Below are 20,496 nucleotides of genomic sequence, written 5' to 3' on the forward strand. Positions count from 1 at the left end.
CGGGGCCTCCTCCGGGATCTGCGGATGACGACGGGAACATGGCGCTGGCTTTGGGTGCTGGCATGACCGATGCCACAATTGCACCGGGCGAAGAGACCGCCGTGACGCTTGATCTGACCGGTCTGGATGCAGATGCCACCGCAACGGTGACGATCCTTGACGGGGCGGGCGGGTCTGTTTCAGCCCCGTTGGCCGCAGACGGCACAGCCACGTTCGACGTCAGCGCACTGGCCGACGGCACAGCCACAACCCGCGTCACCGCAACAGACGCAGAAGGCAACACAACAACACTCAACGGGCCTGAATTATTCATATCAATCGCTGGATCGGACGATCAGATTTTCGCGGTCATGACTGAGGGCTTGTTGATCGATCTGGAAGCTGGCCAATATGCGCTGGCCCCGAAGGTCCTCCCAATCGGCGATTCCATTACACAAGGTGTTGTGGATGGAACCGAAGTGGCCGCAATCCGCGACGGGTATCGTGGCGATTTGCTAGATTCGATCATCGCTGCGGGCGGCTGGGTCGATTACGTCGGTGTTTTCAACAACGGCCCTGACACAATGCTAGATCGCGATCACAGTGGTGAACCGTCTGTCGCGTTGCGTCAAATCGTTGGCAGCGGGAAGGATTCTGACCTGTCAGATAATCTTGCAGCGCTTGCGCCTGATCTAACGCTTTTGATGGCGGGTACGAATGATATCGAATTCCGCTCTGGAAACTTCTTTCCGATACATCTGCCTAACATTGTTAACAATATCGACAAAGCCGTTACGCAGTTTTACCAGCAGCCCGATTCAGCGGAGAAGTATCTAGTGATATCGACGATTGCGCCAAAACTGACCCATGATGTGCCAATGGAATATGCACATTTTGTCAACGAAGGTTATAGTATCGTTGATGGTGAAGAGGTGGTCGGCGATGTCGGCAATGGCACCTATGTGAGCGGGCTGCGTGCAAAGGTTGAAGATCTTCAAGCGACTCACGCGACGCTTCTTCTTTTCGACAATCCTCATGCCCAGGTCCCGTCTACACCGGCTGAAGGCACTGATCATTTGTCGGTCGACGATGTTCATTATTCGGACGCCGCATATACTGAATATGCAAGTGATCTCTTTGCCTTTGTTGAAGCTGAAACCGGATTATTTAGCGGCACAGGCCTTGACTGGCAGGGGGCACCATCGGGATTGGTAGATGTGATCGGCGGGCGCGCGGGCGATCGGATTTCAGGAACATCTGGTGACAATATCATCGACGGTGCCGCCGGATCAGACCTGATCGAGGGTCGTGGAGGTGCGGACACGTTTGTGTTCAATATCGATACTGTCGAGGCGGGCGTAACTGACCGAATCCTCGATTTTTCCGCACTTGAGGGCGACAAGTTGGATGTCAGTGGGATTTCGCAACACTTTGGTTGGACAACCGAAAGCACAGCTGAGCTCGGTTTCAATCTCAACGGGATCGATAGCGGTGTCGAATTGCGTCTGACCGATCCGGACGGTGTTGATTTCGTTCTGGCGCATCTGCAAGGTCTGGCGCTTTCCGATATTTCGGAAGCAACAGACATCCTGTTTGTCTAGGTATCGTCGTTTTTGTAATTTAAGGCGCGCATCATTTGCCAAAAATCCTTCGGTAAGGTGGACAATTCCGCCTGCCCAAGCTGATCGCGCCATCGACCAGCGGATGCGGCCGAGATTGGTCTGCGCACTTTCTCGTGGTGACGTCGTTGTTCGACATCACCCATAGGGCCGGGCAGGGCTGTGAGCATATCCGGCGTAAATGCGAGATCAGCCCATGCAAAGATTTCAGCGAATTCTTTTTCTGGGCGAGACACAAGGTTTTCATAAGTCTGCTGCCGGACGTCGAGACCGCGCTTAGCAAATGCCATGCAAGCTGCATTTGCATTTGTCCATCGGTCAGCAGCCGTCGCCAAGCTGGGATACAGGTCCGCCTCAACATATGACAGTGCCACATCGCGTCCGTCGCGGACCAGCCAAAGAAATTTGGCGTTGGGATAGAGCGCAGCAATCGCTGGCAAGTGATGCGTGTTATAGGGTGTCTTATCGCCCCAGCGGTCAGTCGATATGCCCTGTGCGTTGCCAAGGAAGCGATAGAAGGCATTGATCAGATTGCGAAGATTTCGGTCGTTTCTTGGCAGTGCAGACGCTTGTGCTGCGAATTCATTGAGATTGACGAGGCCAAAAGTCGAAAATTCCGGGTGTTTTTCGAAATAGGCGCAAAACAACCAAACACGTTCGCGCCATGGTAGCACCGCCGTGCGCGGCCAGATTTCGATGACTTCGCCCAATACATATGTCTCGGGCGGAATATAAATTGCACCGGAAGCCATCAGCACACGACGCACGAGCGTATTTCCCGACCGACCAGATCCAATAATAAAAATTGGCGGGGGGGCATTCGATAGTGGGCGCTGCAGACGCAGCGTAGCAAGACTGGCGGCGATCATCAGACGTTTGCGGCGGCTTTTCATCTGCATGGCACGTTCCGTTCGTAGATTTGGTAGATCGCATTTGGAGCGTCGATGTGTGAAGCAAACCTAACCATAGCCGTCATGTTAAGCACCGCGCCAATCTCGGCGGTAGAGGCCTGCAAGTTTGCGCAAAACACGCGAAACAGAGGTGTCCGCACCGCGACGCGATACTGTGCCTGGATCCTTCGCTAAACGATCAAGACGCGGTCCAATACTATCAAGACTATAACGCGCGCGCATTTCATCCGCCGCCGTTTTCGCACGTAGGCGGGCCTGCACTGGGTTCGCGCGCAATTGTGCTAGAACTTTTGCGACATCACTAGGTTCGCAGTAATCGAAAACGTCGCCAAAGTTTGTACGCAGTCGTGGATCGAGCAAGCAATAGCGACCGGTCAGCGCAGCTTCGGCGACGGTTCGTCCGAACGCCTCAACCAAATCCGGGTGATAGTGATAAATGAAGACATCGAGACTATGCAGAAATGCGAGAGGGGTTTCTGCCCCAAAGGCTAGGATGTCCCATTGTGACAGGTCGGCGTTCAGGTTTTCCAGGTCGGATTGCGGACAGCCCAATACCCGCACTTCGATGTCAGGACCGATGGGTAACGCCGCCATGATCTCTTTGCCAGATTTCGGCCATTTCAGCGCGTCAACTCGCCCGTGGCGCCCGATTGTTATCGAGGTGTCTGTTAGGATTTCTGGCCCGATCGGCCACGCATCGGTGTCAAAAACGTTTGGCCAATCTTCACTCGTCAGCCGCACCATCGGCGCAAATGACTGCAATTGCCGCCGCACAGCACCAGATACGGGCGCGATACGTGCGTTAAGGCCTAGACGGGCCTTTATCTTGCGCAAAGTTGCGATCGGATCATATTCCAATGATCCGTCTGCCCGAAATGGCGCGTGGTGCGCGACAAGCATAGCGCAATCCGATGTGAGCGGCGATTGTTCTTCAATCCCGCGGAAAAACACCAATGGATGGTGTAGAAAAGCGATGTCTGCATGCGCGGGCGTTCCCGGGGAAAGCAAGGTGACGCCCGGCAGATCAGCCAGCGCCAGCGCGTCAGGATTGGCCGGATCGCGGCTATCATGCAAATAAGCAGATCTAACAAACAGCAGCCCGACCTTAAGTCCAAGAGCCGAAAATCCAGCCACGTCGGTTGCCATTGCGGCCGTCGTGCCGCCCTGAAACCTTGCATCGCCTACGACGAGGATATCAAACCGTTTCGCCATACCTTAGCCGCCCCGCAGGCGGCGGCCTAAACGTCGCATGCTTTCAGCGCCCAGTTTGCGCGAGAGGGACAACGCGACCGGAACAGGCGCACGAAAACAATTGATCGCTTCCAGCGGTTGCCGTTCGCGAACCGCGTCAATCAGGCGCCGCCAGACCCATTTTTTATGATGCTCCAGCTTATGATCAAACAAAGCACGGCGCGTCTCTTCAGTTAGATTTGGCAAGGCGAGCATTCGGTCATCGGCCGCCATCAGATCCGCATGCACAAATGTCGGATGAGTGCCTGATAATGAATCGTCGTGGATAAAGGCGATATAGCCGCAGGGATCACACAACCCAAATCGGGCACCACATATCAATGCGCGCGCATAAAGGTCATAGTCTTCCCCCAACCGAAGAGGGCCGTACCGTAACTTGTGCCGATCCAAAAAGCTGCGCCGCATTATAGGTTTCAGAAATCCCATCTCGCGACGTTCTCCGCGCCCGCTGGCGAGATTGGAGCGGATAAAGCGCGCGGCATCGATGTGGCGTAGTCCAATCGTTGTATCCGACCAGACCCGAGTGCGATGCATAGCGTCCTGACCAGGATAGCATTTTTCAATGTCGTCGGCCAAGAAATCCAGGTTTTCGTTTGTTGCCCGCTTCACGAGTTTCGCGATCCGGTCCGCGGCCATGATGTCATCCGCGTCCAGCACCGAAACCCAAGGCGCTGTGCTGTTGGAAAGGGCAAGGTTACGTGCCTCCGCTGGACCTGTGTTCACAGCTTGCCGCAGCAAGCGCAGGTTAGGTACGTTATCTGCAGCCGCCTGAACCAACTGCGCAGTTGAATCTTTGGACGCATCGTCAACGACGACGACCTCTACCGCCGCCGTTTGATCGAGCGCACTGGCAACGGCGGCATTTATAGTTTTTTCGGCGTTGAACGCAGAAATGATGATGGTCGCAACGAAATTTTGCTCATTCAATTGAAAAAGTATCCGAACACTGCGGTGTCTTCACACCTGAGGGTTGGTAAGAAACACAGTAATATTGTGCCTCAGCTTGCGTATCGGCTGGGGCTTCACCGGACCAATTACGTTGGCTCGGACCGCCAGCCCAAATATTCATATAAATCTTGCCCGCATGATGTGGGGCAGGTGGGTTCTGGGAATTGACGCGAAAAACCTCCTTACCATCGACAAACCACACGATGCGATCGGCAGTCCAATCAAAAGCGTAAAGATGTGGGGCATCTGCAGCGTCAAACCCAAGCTCCAGCCATTTCCCAGGGAGTTTCTTGCCGTCAGAATAAGCCAGAACCCACATCCGTGTCGTATCGCGGCCAAGAAATTCGATGTCGATCTCGTCGTGGGGATCATCGAAATGAGGGCCAGTATAGGTAAAAAACGACGATATCACGCCGTGTGCAGGCGACGGTCGCATGACGACTTCGTAGCGGCCAAAACCGTGGACATCATTGCTTTGCACTTCAGCCCCGAAAAAGGATTTCTGCGTGCTGTCATCAGTGACAGGTGCGAGGCGTAGCGTAAGTCTGTCTTGTGCGAAAACAGCGTTTTCCGCACGCCATGCTGTACCAATCCAGTTGCGTTGGATCTCAAAATCCGAGCGATACCAATCGTCGTCCTGGTAGGGCGAGGGCACAGTGCTATCGGCGTCTATGGTCTGCAAATCACCGGAGCGCCAATATAATGCACTAGCATCCGCGGCTTCTGTCGTATCGGCATGAAGGCTTTCAACGCTACCGCAGCAAACAAGCAGAAGACTTACCATGAACTTCATGTCACCCATCCCGGTGTACACTGACGTTTACACGTCCACGAAGACAAGTGTAGGACTGAAACATGATTCAAGCAACTGTCATCATTGCGGCATGGAACAGTGAAGATAGCCTTTGTGCAAGTGTCGAAAGCGCTTTAGCACAAACAGAAGTGTCACTTGAGGTCATCGTGGTTGATGACTGTTCGACGGACAAAACCCTCATTGTTGCGCGGGACTTGGCCCTTGCCCATCCGCAAGTGCGCGTGCTGTCACAACAGCGCAATGGCGGACCGGCAGTGGCGCGCAATGCCGCTCTTGCAGAGGCGAAAGGTGAATGGGTCGCAGTTTTGGATGCCGACGATACTTTCGTTTCCGGCAGGCTTGCCGCGATGATCGATTTTGCCGACAGTGTTGACGCCGATATCGTCTGTGACGGGATAATGACCCGCGATGCGGCGAATGATTTCCACCAAACCGCAACGCTGGCCTTTGCAGGGGACCCGCAAAACGACAATTGGACCGTTGCTGAATATATCGCGGGTAACATGCACGGCACGCCCGGCTTAAGCTTGGGGTACCTCAAGCCGGTCATACGCCGTTCGTTCATCACGAAGCATACGTTGCGCTACGACGAAAATCTTCGCAATGGCGAAGACTTTCATTTTATCCTTGATGCATTGACGAATGGCGCGGCGATACGTTTTCGCGCCGAACCTGGGTACGTCTATTCCGTCGGACACGAGTCTATCTCACGCCGACTGAATGCGGATCATGCCACGGCGCTGGCCCGCGCCGATTTGGCGTTCGCTGCGCGACATGCTGAAGACCTTGACCCTCATTGCATAGCGATGATGCAAAAGCGGGCGCAAAGTACCCTAGACCTTTCAAGTGCGGAACAGGCGCTCGCGGCCTTACGTGATCGTCGTCCTTTGAGGGCAGCAAGAGTGCTTTGGCGACGGCCGCGTGCAACTGGAAGGTTTCTTCGGCAACTTGCACAAGCCGTGACGAATCGTTTGCGTCGCCGATGAAAGACACATTTCAGGGTCGTTTCTCACTGCAAATCGCTCTGTAAGATTCATCGAAAATACTTTAAACCGCCCATTCGCCCATAAGCTGACTTTACGTCAGAAGCACAACTTTGCCTAAAAATGAGCATGAACACGCCTCACTTCCTCTCAATTTAGGCAGCAATTCTCTCACTATTAGCTCAACCGCAGGCAACCTGTTCCAAGGCGTTGTCTAACTTTTACCGCTGGGTTAGCCAGCCCCTGGCCTGAAAGAGGTCCGAGAGAAGCAGTAAGACCGATTTAATCATTTTGCTCTAATCGACGTGGCGATTGCCGTGTCGTGAATTCATCAAGTGGCATTGATGGCCTGTCGCGGGCGTCAGTCAATGCTGCAGAGCTGTTTGTAGTACGCGTTCCTAAACAGTGAAAATCGCCGATCCGGGCGCCGGAAACATTTCGACAGCAAACACAGGTTTGCAAGTTTTTGCCGCGCCACCGGACACTATGAATTTGCTAGCTCCGCGCGAGAAAAACCGCGGTAGCTCGATAGGAGAAACGAAACGATGGAAATGAACCATGAAGCGGACGCGATGCATGAAATGCACGCGATGCAGGCAAACGGCTTGCTCGCGCCGGAAAATGCAACGCACACCGCCATTAGCTCAGGTGACTGGACAGACCCAGCGACCTGGAGCGGCGGCCGCGTACCGGGTGCAGAAGCCCGCGTTTACATTCCCGCCGACTTAGAAATCACTTACAACGCACGTTCGGACGATCCGCTAGATACGATACGTGTCGACGGTACGTTGTCTTGGGCAAAGACGCAAGATACTAAAATGGTTGTAGAAACCATCGTTACGGGGCACGGATCTCGCTTCGAAATTGGGACCGAAGACAGCCCCGTCATGCCGGGTGTCGATGCTGTCGTCATTTTCCGTGATACGCCGATTGATGTGGCATCTGATCCGGGTCAGCTTGGCCACGGGCTTGTGGCTTTCGGTGAGGTAGACATCTACGGCGCCAGTAAGGAAAGCTATCTGACGATGGATGGTGTTTCCGCTGGATCAACGTCTGTCACAGTGACCGGTGACACAACGAACTGGAACGTCGGCGACACGCTGCTGTTCGTTGGGACGTCTTACGAAGGTATCAACAACTGGACCGACAAAGTTCTTCAAACCCAAGACGAAGAGCGTGTCATCACCGCGATCAACGGCAACACTATCACGTTCGATAGCCCGCTTTCCCACGATCATATGCCGCCCGATGGCTACGCTGATCTCGACACTTATGTCGCAAACTTGTCCCGTAATATTGTGTTCGCGTCCGAGAACCCTGAGGGCGTTCGCGGCCATATGATGATGCATAACGGGGACACTGACGGGCCGGATGATGTCGCGAACATCGTCGCATACGCAGAATTCCGTGACATGGGGCGTACCGATTTTTCCATCGATAACGACGACAGTAACCCACTGGGCCGCTATTCAATTCACTTGCACCAGATAGGTGCGGGTGCAGGAGAACCCGTCTCTGAGATCATTGGCAATTCGGTCAACGGTGGTAAGGGTTGGGGCATCACCCAGCATGAATCAAACGCGATCATCGACAGCAACGTCGTTTATGATCTTTTTGGCGCGGGCATTGTGTCTGAAACCGGCAATGAACAGGGCATCTGGGCCAACAATCTTGTATCGAAGGTCGTAGGTCACAACGAACGCGGCAAGGACAACCAGGATGGCCTAGGTTACGAGAACAATTCTCGCGTTATCGAACAATACGATAACATCGCCGCGAACGTAAAAGTCGGGTGGAGTTTCATCGGTCGCGAAATTTTTGATGTTGGCACCAGTTCGGGTGACGGCATGCATCGCAAGATGTTCGAACGGGATGAAGTCCAATTTGACCCGTCTCCTTTTGATGTTGCTCTCGACCACCAAGAACCAGCGATCACAAGCTTTTCGGGCAACACAGTTCTTGCTGCTGAAACCGGTATCCGCATTTATCACCGCGCTTTTTCCCACGATAGTGACCTGCAAAGCGTCATTGACGATTTCACAGCTTGGGAAATGTCTGGCACCGCGTTCGATATGATGAATTACACGTCGAATTACCTGCTAAAGGATTCACTGCTTATTGGGGCTGATGGCGCCAAGACTGCATTCGTGACAGGCGTGAAAACGTCGGCGGGCATTATGAATAACGTCGAAGTGGCCAACTATAGCACTGTCTACGGTGTTCAAGGTCTGGCCCATGAAGGCATGATGATTGATGTCACAACCAAAAATGTCGACAAGCTTATCTCGACGAGCCATCTAACGGATATCGGTGACCAATATACCAAGCCGATTATCGTCGATAGCAGTGATATAACGCCAATCGATCACGTGACTTTCACCCCGTATTCAAGCGCTGATCTGACAGTCACACCAGACGATCTAAGCCTGAGCATTCATGGTACAACGCGTGATAGCCTTGGCACACGTGTCTTCAACGAATACTTTGAATTGCCCTATTATCGGCAGATTTCGGGTATCGATGCCGAACTCGACGGTGGCAACAAGACCTATCATTCAGAATTCACGTTGGAAGAATTTCTCGATTTGCACGGCGCGGTCCAACGCGCCGATGGCACTTGGTATTCACCAGTGGTTAACTGGATCACTGACCGTCTGACAGCAGAACATCATCCCGTTGTCATCGAAATCGAACTGCGCGGCTTCGACACAAGCCTGATGGAAAAGTACAATCTTCACAACTTCGTTCCGCCGGAAATCGGCAATCCTGATTATGATATCGGGTTTGGAAGGACGGATGAACATTCAGATGCTGATCACGGCGGTCACGATACTTCCGATCCAACGGATCCCGTACACGACCCTGTGGATCCAACCAACGATCCAACGGAGCCCGCGAATGATCCTGTTGATGACCCGGTCGAGGAAGAGCCCGCTGTCGATAACGATCCTGAAGAAGAACCTACGACAGGCAATGATCCTGTAGTCGAACCGCCTGTCGAAGACCCCGCGGACACAATTAGCGAACCGGTCAACGATGTCCCAACCACGGATCCTACGTCCGACAATCCGATCATCGGTGATAAAGATGACGACTGGATGATTGGGACCCCGGAAGACGATTACATCTATGGCGATGATGGCCGTGACCGACTGCGTGGTGAAGACGGTGATGACGTGCTCGATGGTGGTGCAGGTAAAGACAATATCGGCGGCGGGTCCGGCGCGGATGTTTTTGTTTGGGGAATGGACAGTCTGGGGACCGGTCGCGACCGCATCGAAGATTTCTCACCTGAAGACGGTGATGTCATCGATCTTACAAAAATAGTAGCAGCGCTAGGCTGGGACGAAGCAACTTTGTCGAAAGTACTGAAAGTTACAGTCAGTTTCCTTGGCACTACGATTTCGCTCAAGATTTTCGATGAGTTTGTGGCGATTGCCGAACTGCGGGACATAACACCTGATCAGATTTCTGTTTCTGCCGGCACCCTGCGACTGTTCGAAGAAGGACCCACTGGAGTGGATGACGTTTTGGAGGAGCCGGTCACGCCTATCGACGACACCCCAACAGAAATCGACACCCCTGATCCAGTCGTTGCTGAACCTGAACCCGTTGTTGTTGACGTTGCTCCGACACCAGAGCCGGAAAACACGATTATGGGGTCATCCAAAGCTGATTGGATGACTGGCACTGCCGGAAATGACTTGATGATCGGGGGCGATGGTAATGATCGCCTTCGCGGTGAGGACGGCAACGACATCCTTAAAGGTGGTGCAGGTTCAGACAATCTTGGCGGTGGATCAGGCGCAGATATCTTTGCTTGGGGACCAGACGACATTACTGACAAACGTGACCGGATCGAAGATTTTTCTCCTGAAGAGGGTGATGTCATTGATTTCACAGAGATTTCCAAAGCTTACGGCTGGACCGCCGCAGAGGCGGAAGCAGCTGTATCGGTCGCGGATAGTTATCTTGGCGTTATTGTCTCGATTGCAATTCCTGGCAAAGGCACCGAGTCTGTTGCTGAACTGCGGAACATGACGCCCGAACAAATCTCGGTCGCAGCGGGTACGTTACGACTTGTGGCCGACGAAACTTCGTCAAACAGCATCGTTGGGACTAACCAAGCGGAAATACTCAACGGAACTCAGGCTAACGATATCGTGTTTGCTCGTGCAGGTAATGATGTTGTGAATACTGGTGATGGCGATGACGTTATCGTTGGTGGTTTGGGTGCGGACGAACTATCGGGTGGCGATGGTGCGGATACGTTCCTGTTCATGTCAGAAGATGTCGGCAATGGCCGCGATGACATTCAGGATTTTTCCGTAAACGAGGGTGATAAGCTGGACTTTTCAGATGTGTTGCTGGGTATCAGTGCAGAGATGGTGGACGATTTCATGCAATTGAATACGAGCGGCACGTCTTCTGTACTGTCGATTGATACCGACGGCGGGAAAGATAGCTTCATCGAAGTCGCAGAATTGCGCGATACTGATGGGCTGACATTGACCGATCTTATCGAGGCTGATGCTCTAATTTTCTAAACTACTTCCTTGTGATTGCGCCGGTCTCTTTCCAGAGATCGGCGTTTTTCTTTTTTATATGCACTAACGCTTTTTGATTTGCTGGATTGCCCGCAATGCGGCATGCTTAAGGTGTTATGAGCACCCTTGATTTCAACGCCCAAACAGCCCCTAACAACCGGTCTATGACCCATAGTAACCGGGGTTCACGAGCGAGTGAAACTTGTGTTCCCGCCGAAAAAGTTCTGGTGGCGATCCCTGCCCTTAACGAAGCGTCCCACATTCGCGAATGCCTTGAATCATTGCTTTCTGATACTTGGATCGCTGGCACCCGTGTCGTCGTAGCAGATGGCGGCAGCACGGACGATACGTGTGCCATTGTGACTGCAATGATTGCGGATCACGCAGCGCTATCTCTTATCCAAAATCCCGCCCGTTTACAGGCAGCAGCTATTAACAAGGTTGTGCGGGAATGTTCAGATCAAAACACCGAATTTGTCATTCGTTGTGATGCCCACGCGATCTATCCGCAGCACTATGTAGCGCGGGTGGCGCAAGCCCTGAGCGATTTACCTGAGGCGGCATCGATCGTCACACCAATGGATGCCGTGGGAATAAGTTGTTTTCAACGCGCAGCTGCGTGGGTTGCCGACACGCCACTTGGATCGGGTGGGTCCGCTCATCGGGGCGGACAACGCAGCGGTTGGGTTGATCATGGTCATCATGCCGGTTTTCGCGTCGACTGGTTCCGGCGGATCGGCGGTTACGATGAAAGCTTCAGTCATAACGAAGACGCGGAATTTGATCGTCGACTGACGCAGGCCGGAGGTCGGATCAGATTGGATGCCGACATTCGGCTCGACTATAGTATGCGGCCGACGCTGCTTAAACTCACCAAGCAATACTGGTTTTACGGTCGTGGCCGCGCACGTACTGTCACCAAACATCGCATGCGGCCACGAATTCGCCAGCTTATTCCTGCAGTGAACTTTGCCGTTTTGGCGCTTTCGCTTATTGCGACGCCTGTCTTTCCGCTGTTGTTGATCTTTCCAGCAGCTTACCTTGCTTTACTAGTCGCCGTTTCAGCGATCGCCGCGGTGCGCCTGAGAACGCTTTGCGGGCTTTGGGCCGGCGCTGCTCTAGGTGCGATGCACAATGCCTGGGGTGCCGGATTCTTGTGGCAAATGATCTTAGGCAATCGCGTGAAACGATGAATACATTGGTGAATATCCTCCTTTGCACCTTCCGCCGTCCCGAGGTCGTCCGCACACTTGAATCTTTAGCGACTATGGATTTGGCGACCGACGTCTCAGTCCGTGTCGTGATTGCAGACAATGACGACACTCCAAGCGCGCGGGATGTCGTGGCGGCTGTCACCGACGATCTGCCGTGGCCTGTTCACTACCTTCATGCACCGGCCCGCAATATTTCGATTGCGCGCAACGCTTGTCTTGATGCTGTTGATGCGGACGCGGATTTTATTTGCTTTTTGGACGATGATGAATGGGTCGTACCCGATTGGTTGACGCAGCTTTTAGCGACGGCCGATCACACAGAAGCAGATGCAGTATTTGGCCCAGTCATCGCATCCTACGACGACACCGCGCCAAGCTGGATCAAAGCGGGTGACTACCATTCTAGTTATCCAGTGCGACGGAACGGGCAAGTCGAAACAGGCATTAGCGGAAATGTGCTTTTGCGATGGGGTGCTGGCGTGCCGTGGAAGAACGAACGATTTGATCTCGCGCGGGGACGCTCTGGCGGTGAAGACACCGAATTCTTCTTTCGTCTGCGCCGTGCCGGAGCACATTTTGAAATCTGCGATGCCGCCCGCGCGTGGGAAAGCGTCCCTGATGCAAGGCTCAGCCTCACGTGGCTTGCACGGCGACGCTATCGTATGGGGCAAAGCTACGCAGCTTCTGCCACAACTAACGTTGCTCGGGCGAAGCTCGCACTTTCCGCATGTTTAAAGGCAGGATATTGCGGAATAATGACCGTTTTTAACGCGCCTATTCGCGCGCGACGTTTCCGCTGGTTGTTGCGCGGTGTGCTGCACGTTGGAGTGTGTGCTGGCTGCTTGTCGCTGCGCCAAAGCGAACATTATGGCGGATCGCCTTAGTAAACGGCGTAATCACCAGCCGCATAGTTTTGCGGTTCACTGCGTCCAACCATCGTCATCACAGCGCAAGTCGGTGTAATATCGGCGACACGCAACTGTCGCAAACAATCCTCCAAAGCATCAGCCGAACTTTTTTTCCAGCGAACGGCAAGCACGATTTCGTCGGCCTTACGCAAAATGGGTAGCGCATCAGACACGGACAACATTGGAGGAGTATCGAACACAATGATGTCGAATTCAGCTTCGAGACGGTTGATCAATGCTGACATTCGATTTGACAAAAGAACACTACCAGGATCGCCGGACCCTTGTTGCGCCGGTAGAATGTAGGCACCGGTCAATTCATCCTTTCGCAGGATACTGCGCAAAGGTGCGGTGCTTTGATCGTTTAACAGATCATCGAGGTTAGGCCGATCAGGAGCATTCAATACACGCGCTATCGAGCTGCGCCGCAGGTCGGTTTCAACAACCACAACGCTTTTACCCGCCTGCACCGCAGCATGAGCAAGAAGCAAACTTGTTGTTGTTTTGCCTTCGTTGGACAGCGATGACATGACAGCAATCTTCATGCCCGATGACTTACGCCCGATGATCAACATATTGCGTAGTGTCCGTACGGATTCCGTTAGCGCAGCGTTCCGCGGCTGACCGATCGCTTTTAACGGGTCAACACGACCAAGGAATCCGCGTGCGACAGGTATTGTTGCAAAGATCGGGATCCCTTTCAAAAGACGTCGTAATTTCACCAATCCGTCAACGGAACGATCAAGAAATGCGCGCAAAAAGGTAAGCCCGAGACCGGCACAAAGACCTGCGATCAGACCCAATGCGACGCTGACCTTCTTGCGTGGTGCAGCTGGATTGCGCGGCGGTTCTGCGTAATTGACGACCCGCGCGTCGGCGGCCTGCAAAGCAACCGTTTCCGTGCTTTGGCTGTATGTCGTCAAAAATGTTTCGTAGACAAGACGGTTAGCATCGCGTTCGCGTTCCAGTTCGGAAAGCGCAATCTGTTCGCGTTCCCATTCCAAATACGTTTCTTTCAGGTCTTTGAACTGCTGACGAACGGATGCTTCACGCGCGGCAGCGACGGCGACCTCGTTCTCTTTCTCCGCCAGAATGCGCAGAACTTCATATTCAATGGCTTGGTCGATGGCCGTAACTTGCTGTCCAATATCTTCAATCCGACCGCCAGAACTACCGAACCTGTCTCGCAGTTGTGCTGCACGCAACTCTAGTTCGGCCCGTTCTTGCTGCAAGCGGCGAATGAGATCGGAATCGAGTACCTCAGCAGCAGCGGCGAAACCTTGTTGTTCTATCAGAGTGCTAATCTGTCCACGTTCCGCTTCCAATTCTGACCGTTGTGCAGTCGCGTTTACCAGACGACGCGACAATTCACCAAGCTGCTGTTCCATCCAGCCAGTCCCGCCGCTGTCGCCATCAAGGCTTTGACTACGGAATGCGATCACATTGCGTTCAGACGCTTCAAGTCGGCTGCGCATATCCAGAATGCGTTCATCGAGCCCGTCGGTCAGACGCTTGATAGATGCCAGCTTATCCTCAAGCTGGAAGGCAATGTATTGATCAGCGACTGTATTGGCGACTGCAGCTGCAACGATCGGATCAGGTGATGTAAAACGAATATCAAGCACCGAAGAGCTGCCTTGCTGACGCACAACCAGTCGCCTTGCCAGCGTATCGACAAAAACGGCTTGATCACCACGCACAGTCCGTTCGGCTGACGCGGCAAGCCGCAAATTGGCCGCCGCACTATCGTCGTCCATCGAAGTCGCGTCAGTATCTTGTGGTGGGGCAGGGTCCGGATCGCTGTCTTCCGCACTGAGAACGTATTTGACCATCGACTTAATCGCGGACGTCGCATTTTCAATCAATGACGGTTCTTGGGGCGCCGGTAGTAAGGCGGGGTTGAATTCAGGCAGGTCTTCTAACGACAATGCCTCTGACACGCGTGACAGAAACCGGCCCGAGGTCATGATCGAGATTTCACCGTAAATCTCGTTATTGTCGCGCTCGAGTTGTTGAAACAACGAACCCAATGCATTGTCAGCCTGATTTTCTTGACCCAATAGGATCTGTGCAGTCGCAACATAGGTCGGCGTGATCCGCAATACGTTGTAGGTCGCGACTGCACCACCAATGACCGTGCATAGCGCAATGACCCAAACGTTACGCCAAAGTATGCGTGCTATTTCGCCTAAGTTGAGGGTAAAAGAAGCGTCTTCGGCGACATCGCGATGGTCATTGTTACGGCCGAGGGCCGTCCGTCGAAGTCCATCATCCGCCACGTTGTTCATCCGAAACCTGTGTCTTCACAATGTCCGCAAATCCCGAAGAAAATAATATAATGGGAAAAGCGGAACTTACATAAATAAATCAAAAAACTATGATCGTCATACTATCTAAACAAGCATCGTGCGACAAATCTATCCTTTCAGGTTAACAGGCGCATCGCATTGTCTCAAGCGATGCGTTTTAAACACGCGAAAAAGTGTACTCTCGATTCGTTTTGTAGTGCGTTGATCACGAGTCATTTGGACCACGCCGGATCAATGCCTTTACCGCGTATTGTTTTTGTTTCCGACTTTTGGCAAAGACAATAATCTCTCCGACTAGCCCCAGCGCAATAATCTGAATTCCCAAAACGACCATCAGGACTGCAAAAATCAACCCCGGCCTATCGGCAAGAGACATCATGCCAAATATGCGGCCGATGAGATAGACCAGCGTAATCATGAATCCGACCAGCAGGATCGGCATTCCGATCGCACCAAAAAACCGCAGCGGGCGGCGCAAGAATTTGAGAACAACATACAACATCAGTGCATCGAAAAGCGCACGCACATGTGCAAAGGGTTTAAACACAAACTTCGCAGTTCCCGGCGCGTCGCTATCAGCCTGAGGCAAAGTAAGTTCTGTGACCGAATAGCCAAGTTCACTCGCGATGGCAGGTAGAAAGTGCTGGCGAACGCCAAAACCACAGATTTCTTCAAGAACCTCGCGGCGAACAATGCGCGTACGACAGAAAATGTCAGATACCGAATTTCCGAAGTATTTTGAGAATATCCACTGTAAAACCCGGTTACGGTGCGACGCCTGCCGCCCTTCGCGTGCTGCCACTACCATATCTTTGTCGCGTACAGCTTCAATCAAAGCCGGAAGCGACGCCGGATCAAGTTCAGGCCAACCAGCCACGGTCAGCACATATTCACCGCGACAGCGGTTCACTGCTCTTAGCAGGGCCGCGTCTTCATCGTTCCACGCGCGCTGACCGATTATGGCCAGTTCGTCCCAGCTATCGGTCAAGTTATCCAGCGACCTGCGCAGGGCATCATCGGTATCATTGATGACGCAAATGACTTCATACGTCATGTTAAGTGCGTCTAGCATCGAACGATAAGAACTCACCGTACCGGGTAAATCAGGCGCGCCGTCAACTGCGATGACAACTGATAAATCGAGTGTCGAATCCAACTCGGGCGTTTGCGGTATTTCCGCGTTAAAAGCATTATTCATAATTAGATAACCTCCATTTGACGCTTCATGTCCGGTTTTCGTCTTCGCCATCCAAAGTGGCGGCGTTGCGAAAAGCCAGCATCACGAGAACGCCACACAACAATAAAAATACCGACGTAACACCAAAGAGCCCGGTTAACGTCATGCGCACGACCTGCGAGCCATCGGCGGTCGCACCCAGAAAGATCAACGACGTCAGTGAAAGAAGCGCAAATACCCCCCCCGAAAACGTGAACGCAGACAGTGGGCGACGGCCAAAGTACAGTAACGACTTGATTGAAATAAGATCTAGCAAAACCTTGAATACACGCGATAATCCGTAATTGGATTCGCCGAATTGGCGGGCGTGGTGACGAACGCCAACTTGTGCAATTCGCGCACCCATCGGGATTGTCATGGCGGGAATGAACCTGTGCATGTCGGAATAGAGCGGCACTGCTTTAATGACTTCGGCGCGATAAACTTTCAGCGAACACCCGTTGTCGCGGATCGGCAATCCGGTGACTTTACCGATTAGCCAATTGGCAACTTTGGACGGTAACTTACGCGACAACGCCTTATCTTTTCGATTGATGCGCCAGCCGACGACAAGATCATATCCCTCGTGCATCTTGTTAAGCATCATCGGAATGTCTGCAGGATCGTTTTGCAGGTCGCCGTCCATCGTGATCAAGAAGCGACCACGCGCGTATTCGATACCAGCGCGCATGGCCGCTGTTTGGCCAAAATTACGCCGGAACTCCAATACCGCGACCCGGTCATCATCAGCTGCAATAGCAGCGGCACGCAAACAAGTGTCATCTCGACTGCCGTCATCGACAAGCAGAATTTCGAACGCGAGACCGGTTGGTTCTAGCGCCGCGATGATCGCCGCGTGAAGCGGCCCAACGCTTTCCTCTTCGTTATGTAGAGGCACAATTACCGATACATCGGGGCGGTTTAGTAACTCTTCAGACGTCCAAAATTCGTTTACATCTAACATGATACCAGACCTCTCGCCCCTACAGACGGTCCAGCAGTTGCGGGATCGCTGCACCGCTGACACCTGCGATCGGATGGCCGACAAATAAGCTGCCGAAACTGATCGTTTACTACTAGTTCGATGGTAGCGCCTCCTTCTGCGACAAACTGATCTCAAGCGTATCCAGAGGGCGCAATATGACGTCTGGTGTCACTGTTTCGCTAATAAAGACCCCACCAACATCACGTGCGATCCTGAAGACAGGTTGCGGTACGTTCGTCTCTGCTTCGTCTATGAGCGTCGCAGCTTGATTTGTAACAGCCAATACGCCGCGCTGGGTCTCTCGGCGTGACGTCAATTGGTCGATTTCAGAATTGATAGACTGCAATTGGGTCAGGTTTTCACGAATTTTGCGCTGCACCGTTTCGATCAAGTCACGCTCGACCTCTTTCAGCGACTGGCTGGCACGGAAAATTTGGTTTTCGGCGTCTAAGTGCCGCGCTTCGAGCTCGAAGAGGGCGCGCTGGGAATTCAGCAAAGCGGGCGATCGGGTAAGGCCACGGTCTAACAACGATTCTAGATTTCCGACCGCATCAGCCATAATACCAACCTGTACGGCGATTCCTTCCAGCTTTTGTTTCAGAACAGTTACTTCACGTTCTAGCAATGCCCGGGAAGATTCGAGCGATTCGACTTCCAACGCATGAGATTCGCGTTGTGTCTGAAAAATTTCGCGTTCGCGCACAAGGATTGCGTTTACTGCAGCAGCGCCGTCCGGATGCATTAAATTATCTGGCAATTCAAAGGATGCGTCGCCTGCTGCTTCTGCCTCTAGACGTGCCTTTCGGATGCGCAATATTGCGAGGTTAAGTTCAATCTCGCGCAGGTTTCCCACAACACGTAAGGTTTCCAATTCTAACCTGCCACCATCCACATCAGATGCCCGATAATACCCGCCGGCTTGCGCCAATAGATGCACCGCACGCATTCCGGGCCGGAATTCGTACGCGCCGGGCCGGGCAACATCACCCAAAACAAACACCGGTCGAAAAACCGCAGTTTCGATAGTGACACTTGGAAGTTCGCTCAATCCAAGGCGGTCCTTCAACGCGGCTGCGATATCATTTGAAAGGGCAGTGGCGTCTTTCCCAACGGCATCAACGCCGCCAATAATTGGCAACATCACGCGGCCTTCTGTGCTGATTACATAAGTGCCGCTAACAACATCCAGATTGCGGAAAGCCAACGCCGTATTGTCCCATGTGACAACGCGTACTCTAATTTGATCCAAAGGGCCAAAATCGTAAATGCTATCGCTAATTTGGCCCGCGATTTCGGCAGAAGGTGTCGATAGCAATTGATCGGCAGATTGCGCATGCGCCGGCAGAAATTTACCGAGACAAAACAAAACAGATAGCGCAAGACATAACAGTGGCGTCATATTCACACGTGCCAGCATGGAAAATTCCAAAAATAAATTTTGCCGATACCTAAATAGCTGACAAGCTGACCAAGTTTCGGCTATTGAATAATACGACAATTAACACAAAATTAATGCGTCCGTCGAAGGATAAATGCAAATGACGTCCCAAAAAATTACCGCGATTGTACCAACGTACAACCGAGCGGCGTTTTTATCGGAGGCGCTTGCGGCTATTTTTAATCAAACATGTCAGGTAGATGAAGTAATTGTTTGGGACGACGGATCGACTGATGAAACCGAATCCGTAGTGCGTGCTGCAAATGGTCCAATCCGGTATTTCAGGGCAGAAAACGGCGGCAAATCGCGCGCGCTCAACGCTGCAATGGCTAAAGCGACAGGTGATTTGATCTGGATTTGCGACGACGATGACATCGCTTTGCCCCATGCTGTTGAAATTTTGGTAGGACTGCTCGTGAAATACCCTGATGCGGGTGCGTCAGGGGGTGGTTATCGCCGCTTCCATACCGACCCCACATCCGGTGACCGTATTGAACAGGGTCCGGGGTACTGGCCGGATCTGTCGCAAGGATCTGTACTGCGACACCTCCTTGAAGATATTTTTCTGTTTCAAAACGCAACTTTGGTGCGACGCACGGCCTACCACGCAGTGGGTGCTTTCAAGGAAGATCTGCCGCGTTCCATTGATTACGATATGATAGTCCGTCTTGCTTTGCACAAACCTGTGGTAGTGACGGATACGCCGTTGTTCTTGCAGCGCAAACACGACGGAGAAAGAGGCCCAGCAGCTGCCCGCCATTCCGCCGCACGGTCAGACGAGGTTTGGGAGGCAGCGGATCGCGCCGTGTTCAAGCCTTTCTACGACAGTATTCCGCTGTCGCGCTATGCGACAATGTACGGTGGCTCGCCACAGGCAAGTCACCGCGCCGCTTTATTGCAACGGGCCTGTATCTATGCGCGTCGCACCGATTGGGGGCTGGCCTGTGCGGATTTCAAAGTTGCTGCAAACATTGCGCCAGATTGCCCGTTGTCGACCGTAGAAACAGCAATTTGCCGACGCGCCATGGCAGGCAAACATGGTATTTACCGCGCAACAACCCCCGAAATACGGGCCACATTATCCGATCTTGCACAATCAAACATTTCTGGAACAGCCATCGCAAGGGCTTTGCGTCGTGGGCTTCGCTGGCGTTTGCGGGATGCCATTCGCGCAAAGAATTTGGGGGAGGCAATGAAAATTACACAACTGGCGATCGCCTTATCCCGCGGACACAACAAACCGACCGAAACACCCATGATGTCTGCAATTGAACGAACCGATCCGTATGATGTGGCCAACGAAAAGGGCGTCCAATTAGACGCAACAGCCACGTCATGATTAATTTTAGAACGCCGTAACGCTTTGCGCGCGGT

At 52.9% G+C, this 20,496-nt stretch carries 14 protein-coding genes; 6 read left to right on the forward strand and 8 right to left on the reverse strand.

Annotated elements, in window-relative coordinates; all coding sequences use genetic code 11:
• The coding region (locus MWU61_RS18710) for an SGNH/GDSL hydrolase family protein (protein WP_348645607.1) at window positions 1-1,580 on the forward strand (1,580 nt) is incomplete at its 5' end.
• On the opposite strand, the gene MWU61_RS18715 is transcribed toward MWU61_RS18710, so the two are convergent.
• The 4 genes from MWU61_RS18715 to MWU61_RS18730 form a co-directional block, all read right to left on the reverse strand.
• The gene (locus MWU61_RS18715) at window positions 1,577-2,497 is read right to left on the reverse strand and encodes a sulfotransferase (RefSeq protein WP_247129988.1); all 921 of its coding nucleotides are present in this window, start codon (window positions 2,495-2,497) and stop codon (window positions 1,577-1,579) included. The two genes, MWU61_RS18710 and MWU61_RS18715, sit on opposite strands and share 4 nt — an antisense overlap.
• A 78-nt stretch (window positions 2,498-2,575) precedes the next feature.
• Window positions 2,576-3,721 carry a glycosyltransferase family 1 protein gene (locus tag MWU61_RS18720; protein ID WP_247129989.1) on the reverse strand — a complete coding sequence of 382 codons (1,146 nt, stop codon included), beginning with the start codon at window positions 3,719-3,721 and terminating at the stop codon, window positions 2,576-2,578.
• A gap of 3 nt (window positions 3,722-3,724) precedes the next feature.
• The gene (locus tag MWU61_RS18725; protein WP_247129990.1) at window positions 3,725-4,687 is read right to left on the reverse strand and encodes a glycosyltransferase family 2 protein; all 963 of its coding nucleotides are present in this window, start codon (window positions 4,685-4,687) and stop codon (window positions 3,725-3,727) included.
• The gene (locus tag MWU61_RS18730; RefSeq protein WP_247129991.1) at window positions 4,680-5,501 is read right to left on the reverse strand and encodes a family 16 glycosylhydrolase; all 822 of its coding nucleotides are present in this window, start codon (window positions 5,499-5,501) and stop codon (window positions 4,680-4,682) included. The genes MWU61_RS18725 and MWU61_RS18730 overlap by 8 nt, the downstream gene beginning before the upstream one ends.
• Before the next feature lie 62 nt (window positions 5,502-5,563).
• Between MWU61_RS18730 and MWU61_RS18735 the strand changes: the two genes are divergently transcribed.
• The 4 genes from MWU61_RS18735 (at window position 5,564) to MWU61_RS18750 (ending at window position 13,150) form a co-directional block, all read left to right on the forward strand.
• A complete protein-coding gene (locus tag MWU61_RS18735) occupies window positions 5,564-6,508 on the forward strand; it encodes a glycosyltransferase family 2 protein (RefSeq protein WP_247129992.1) in 945 nt (314 codons plus the stop codon).
• A 542-nt stretch (window positions 6,509-7,050) separates the two neighbouring features.
• Window positions 7,051-11,052 carry a type I secretion C-terminal target domain-containing protein gene (locus MWU61_RS18740; protein ID WP_247129993.1) on the forward strand — a complete coding sequence of 1,334 codons (4,002 nt, stop codon included), beginning with the start codon at window positions 7,051-7,053 and terminating at the stop codon, window positions 11,050-11,052.
• Between the two features lie 164 nt (window positions 11,053-11,216).
• Window positions 11,217-12,245 (forward strand): glycosyltransferase family 2 protein, encoded by a 1,029-nt coding sequence (locus MWU61_RS18745; RefSeq protein ID WP_247130009.1) that lies wholly within the window; start codon window positions 11,217-11,219, stop codon window positions 12,243-12,245.
• An 8-nt stretch (window positions 12,246-12,253) separates the two neighbouring features.
• Window positions 12,254-13,150, forward strand: a complete 897-nt coding sequence (locus MWU61_RS18750; protein ID WP_247129994.1) for a glycosyltransferase family 2 protein — start codon at window positions 12,254-12,256, stop codon at window positions 13,148-13,150.
• Here the strand turns inward: MWU61_RS18750 and MWU61_RS18755 are convergent.
• From MWU61_RS18755 to MWU61_RS18770, 4 genes are all read right to left on the reverse strand, one after another.
• Window positions 13,147-15,462: a polysaccharide biosynthesis tyrosine autokinase gene (locus MWU61_RS18755; protein WP_247129995.1), complete on the reverse strand. Its 2,316-nt coding sequence runs from the start codon at window positions 15,460-15,462 to the stop codon at window positions 13,147-13,149. The genes MWU61_RS18750 and MWU61_RS18755 overlap by 4 nt on opposite strands.
• Window positions 15,463-15,688: 226 nt before the next feature.
• On the reverse strand, window positions 15,689-16,732 hold the full coding sequence (locus tag MWU61_RS18760; protein WP_247129996.1) for a glycosyltransferase: 1,044 nt from the start codon (window positions 16,730-16,732) through the stop codon (window positions 15,689-15,691).
• A complete protein-coding gene (locus MWU61_RS18765; protein ID WP_247129997.1) occupies window positions 16,707-17,663 on the reverse strand; it encodes a glycosyltransferase family 2 protein in 957 nt (318 codons plus the stop codon). The genes MWU61_RS18760 and MWU61_RS18765 overlap by 26 nt, the downstream gene beginning before the upstream one ends.
• A 112-nt stretch (window positions 17,664-17,775) precedes the next feature.
• A complete protein-coding gene (locus tag MWU61_RS18770; RefSeq protein WP_247129998.1) occupies window positions 17,776-19,101 on the reverse strand; it encodes a polysaccharide biosynthesis/export family protein in 1,326 nt (441 codons plus the stop codon).
• A 121-nt stretch (window positions 19,102-19,222) separates the two neighbouring features.
• Between MWU61_RS18770 and MWU61_RS18775 the strand changes: the two genes are divergently transcribed.
• The gene (locus MWU61_RS18775; RefSeq protein ID WP_247129999.1) at window positions 19,223-20,461 is read left to right on the forward strand and encodes a glycosyltransferase family 2 protein; all 1,239 of its coding nucleotides are present in this window, start codon (window positions 19,223-19,225) and stop codon (window positions 20,459-20,461) included.
• Window positions 20,462-20,496: the final 35 nt, after the last annotated feature.

It is taken from the genome of Loktanella sp. F6476L (assembly GCF_023015725.1).
Taxonomy (GTDB): Bacteria; Pseudomonadota; Alphaproteobacteria; order Rhodobacterales; family Rhodobacteraceae; genus Yoonia.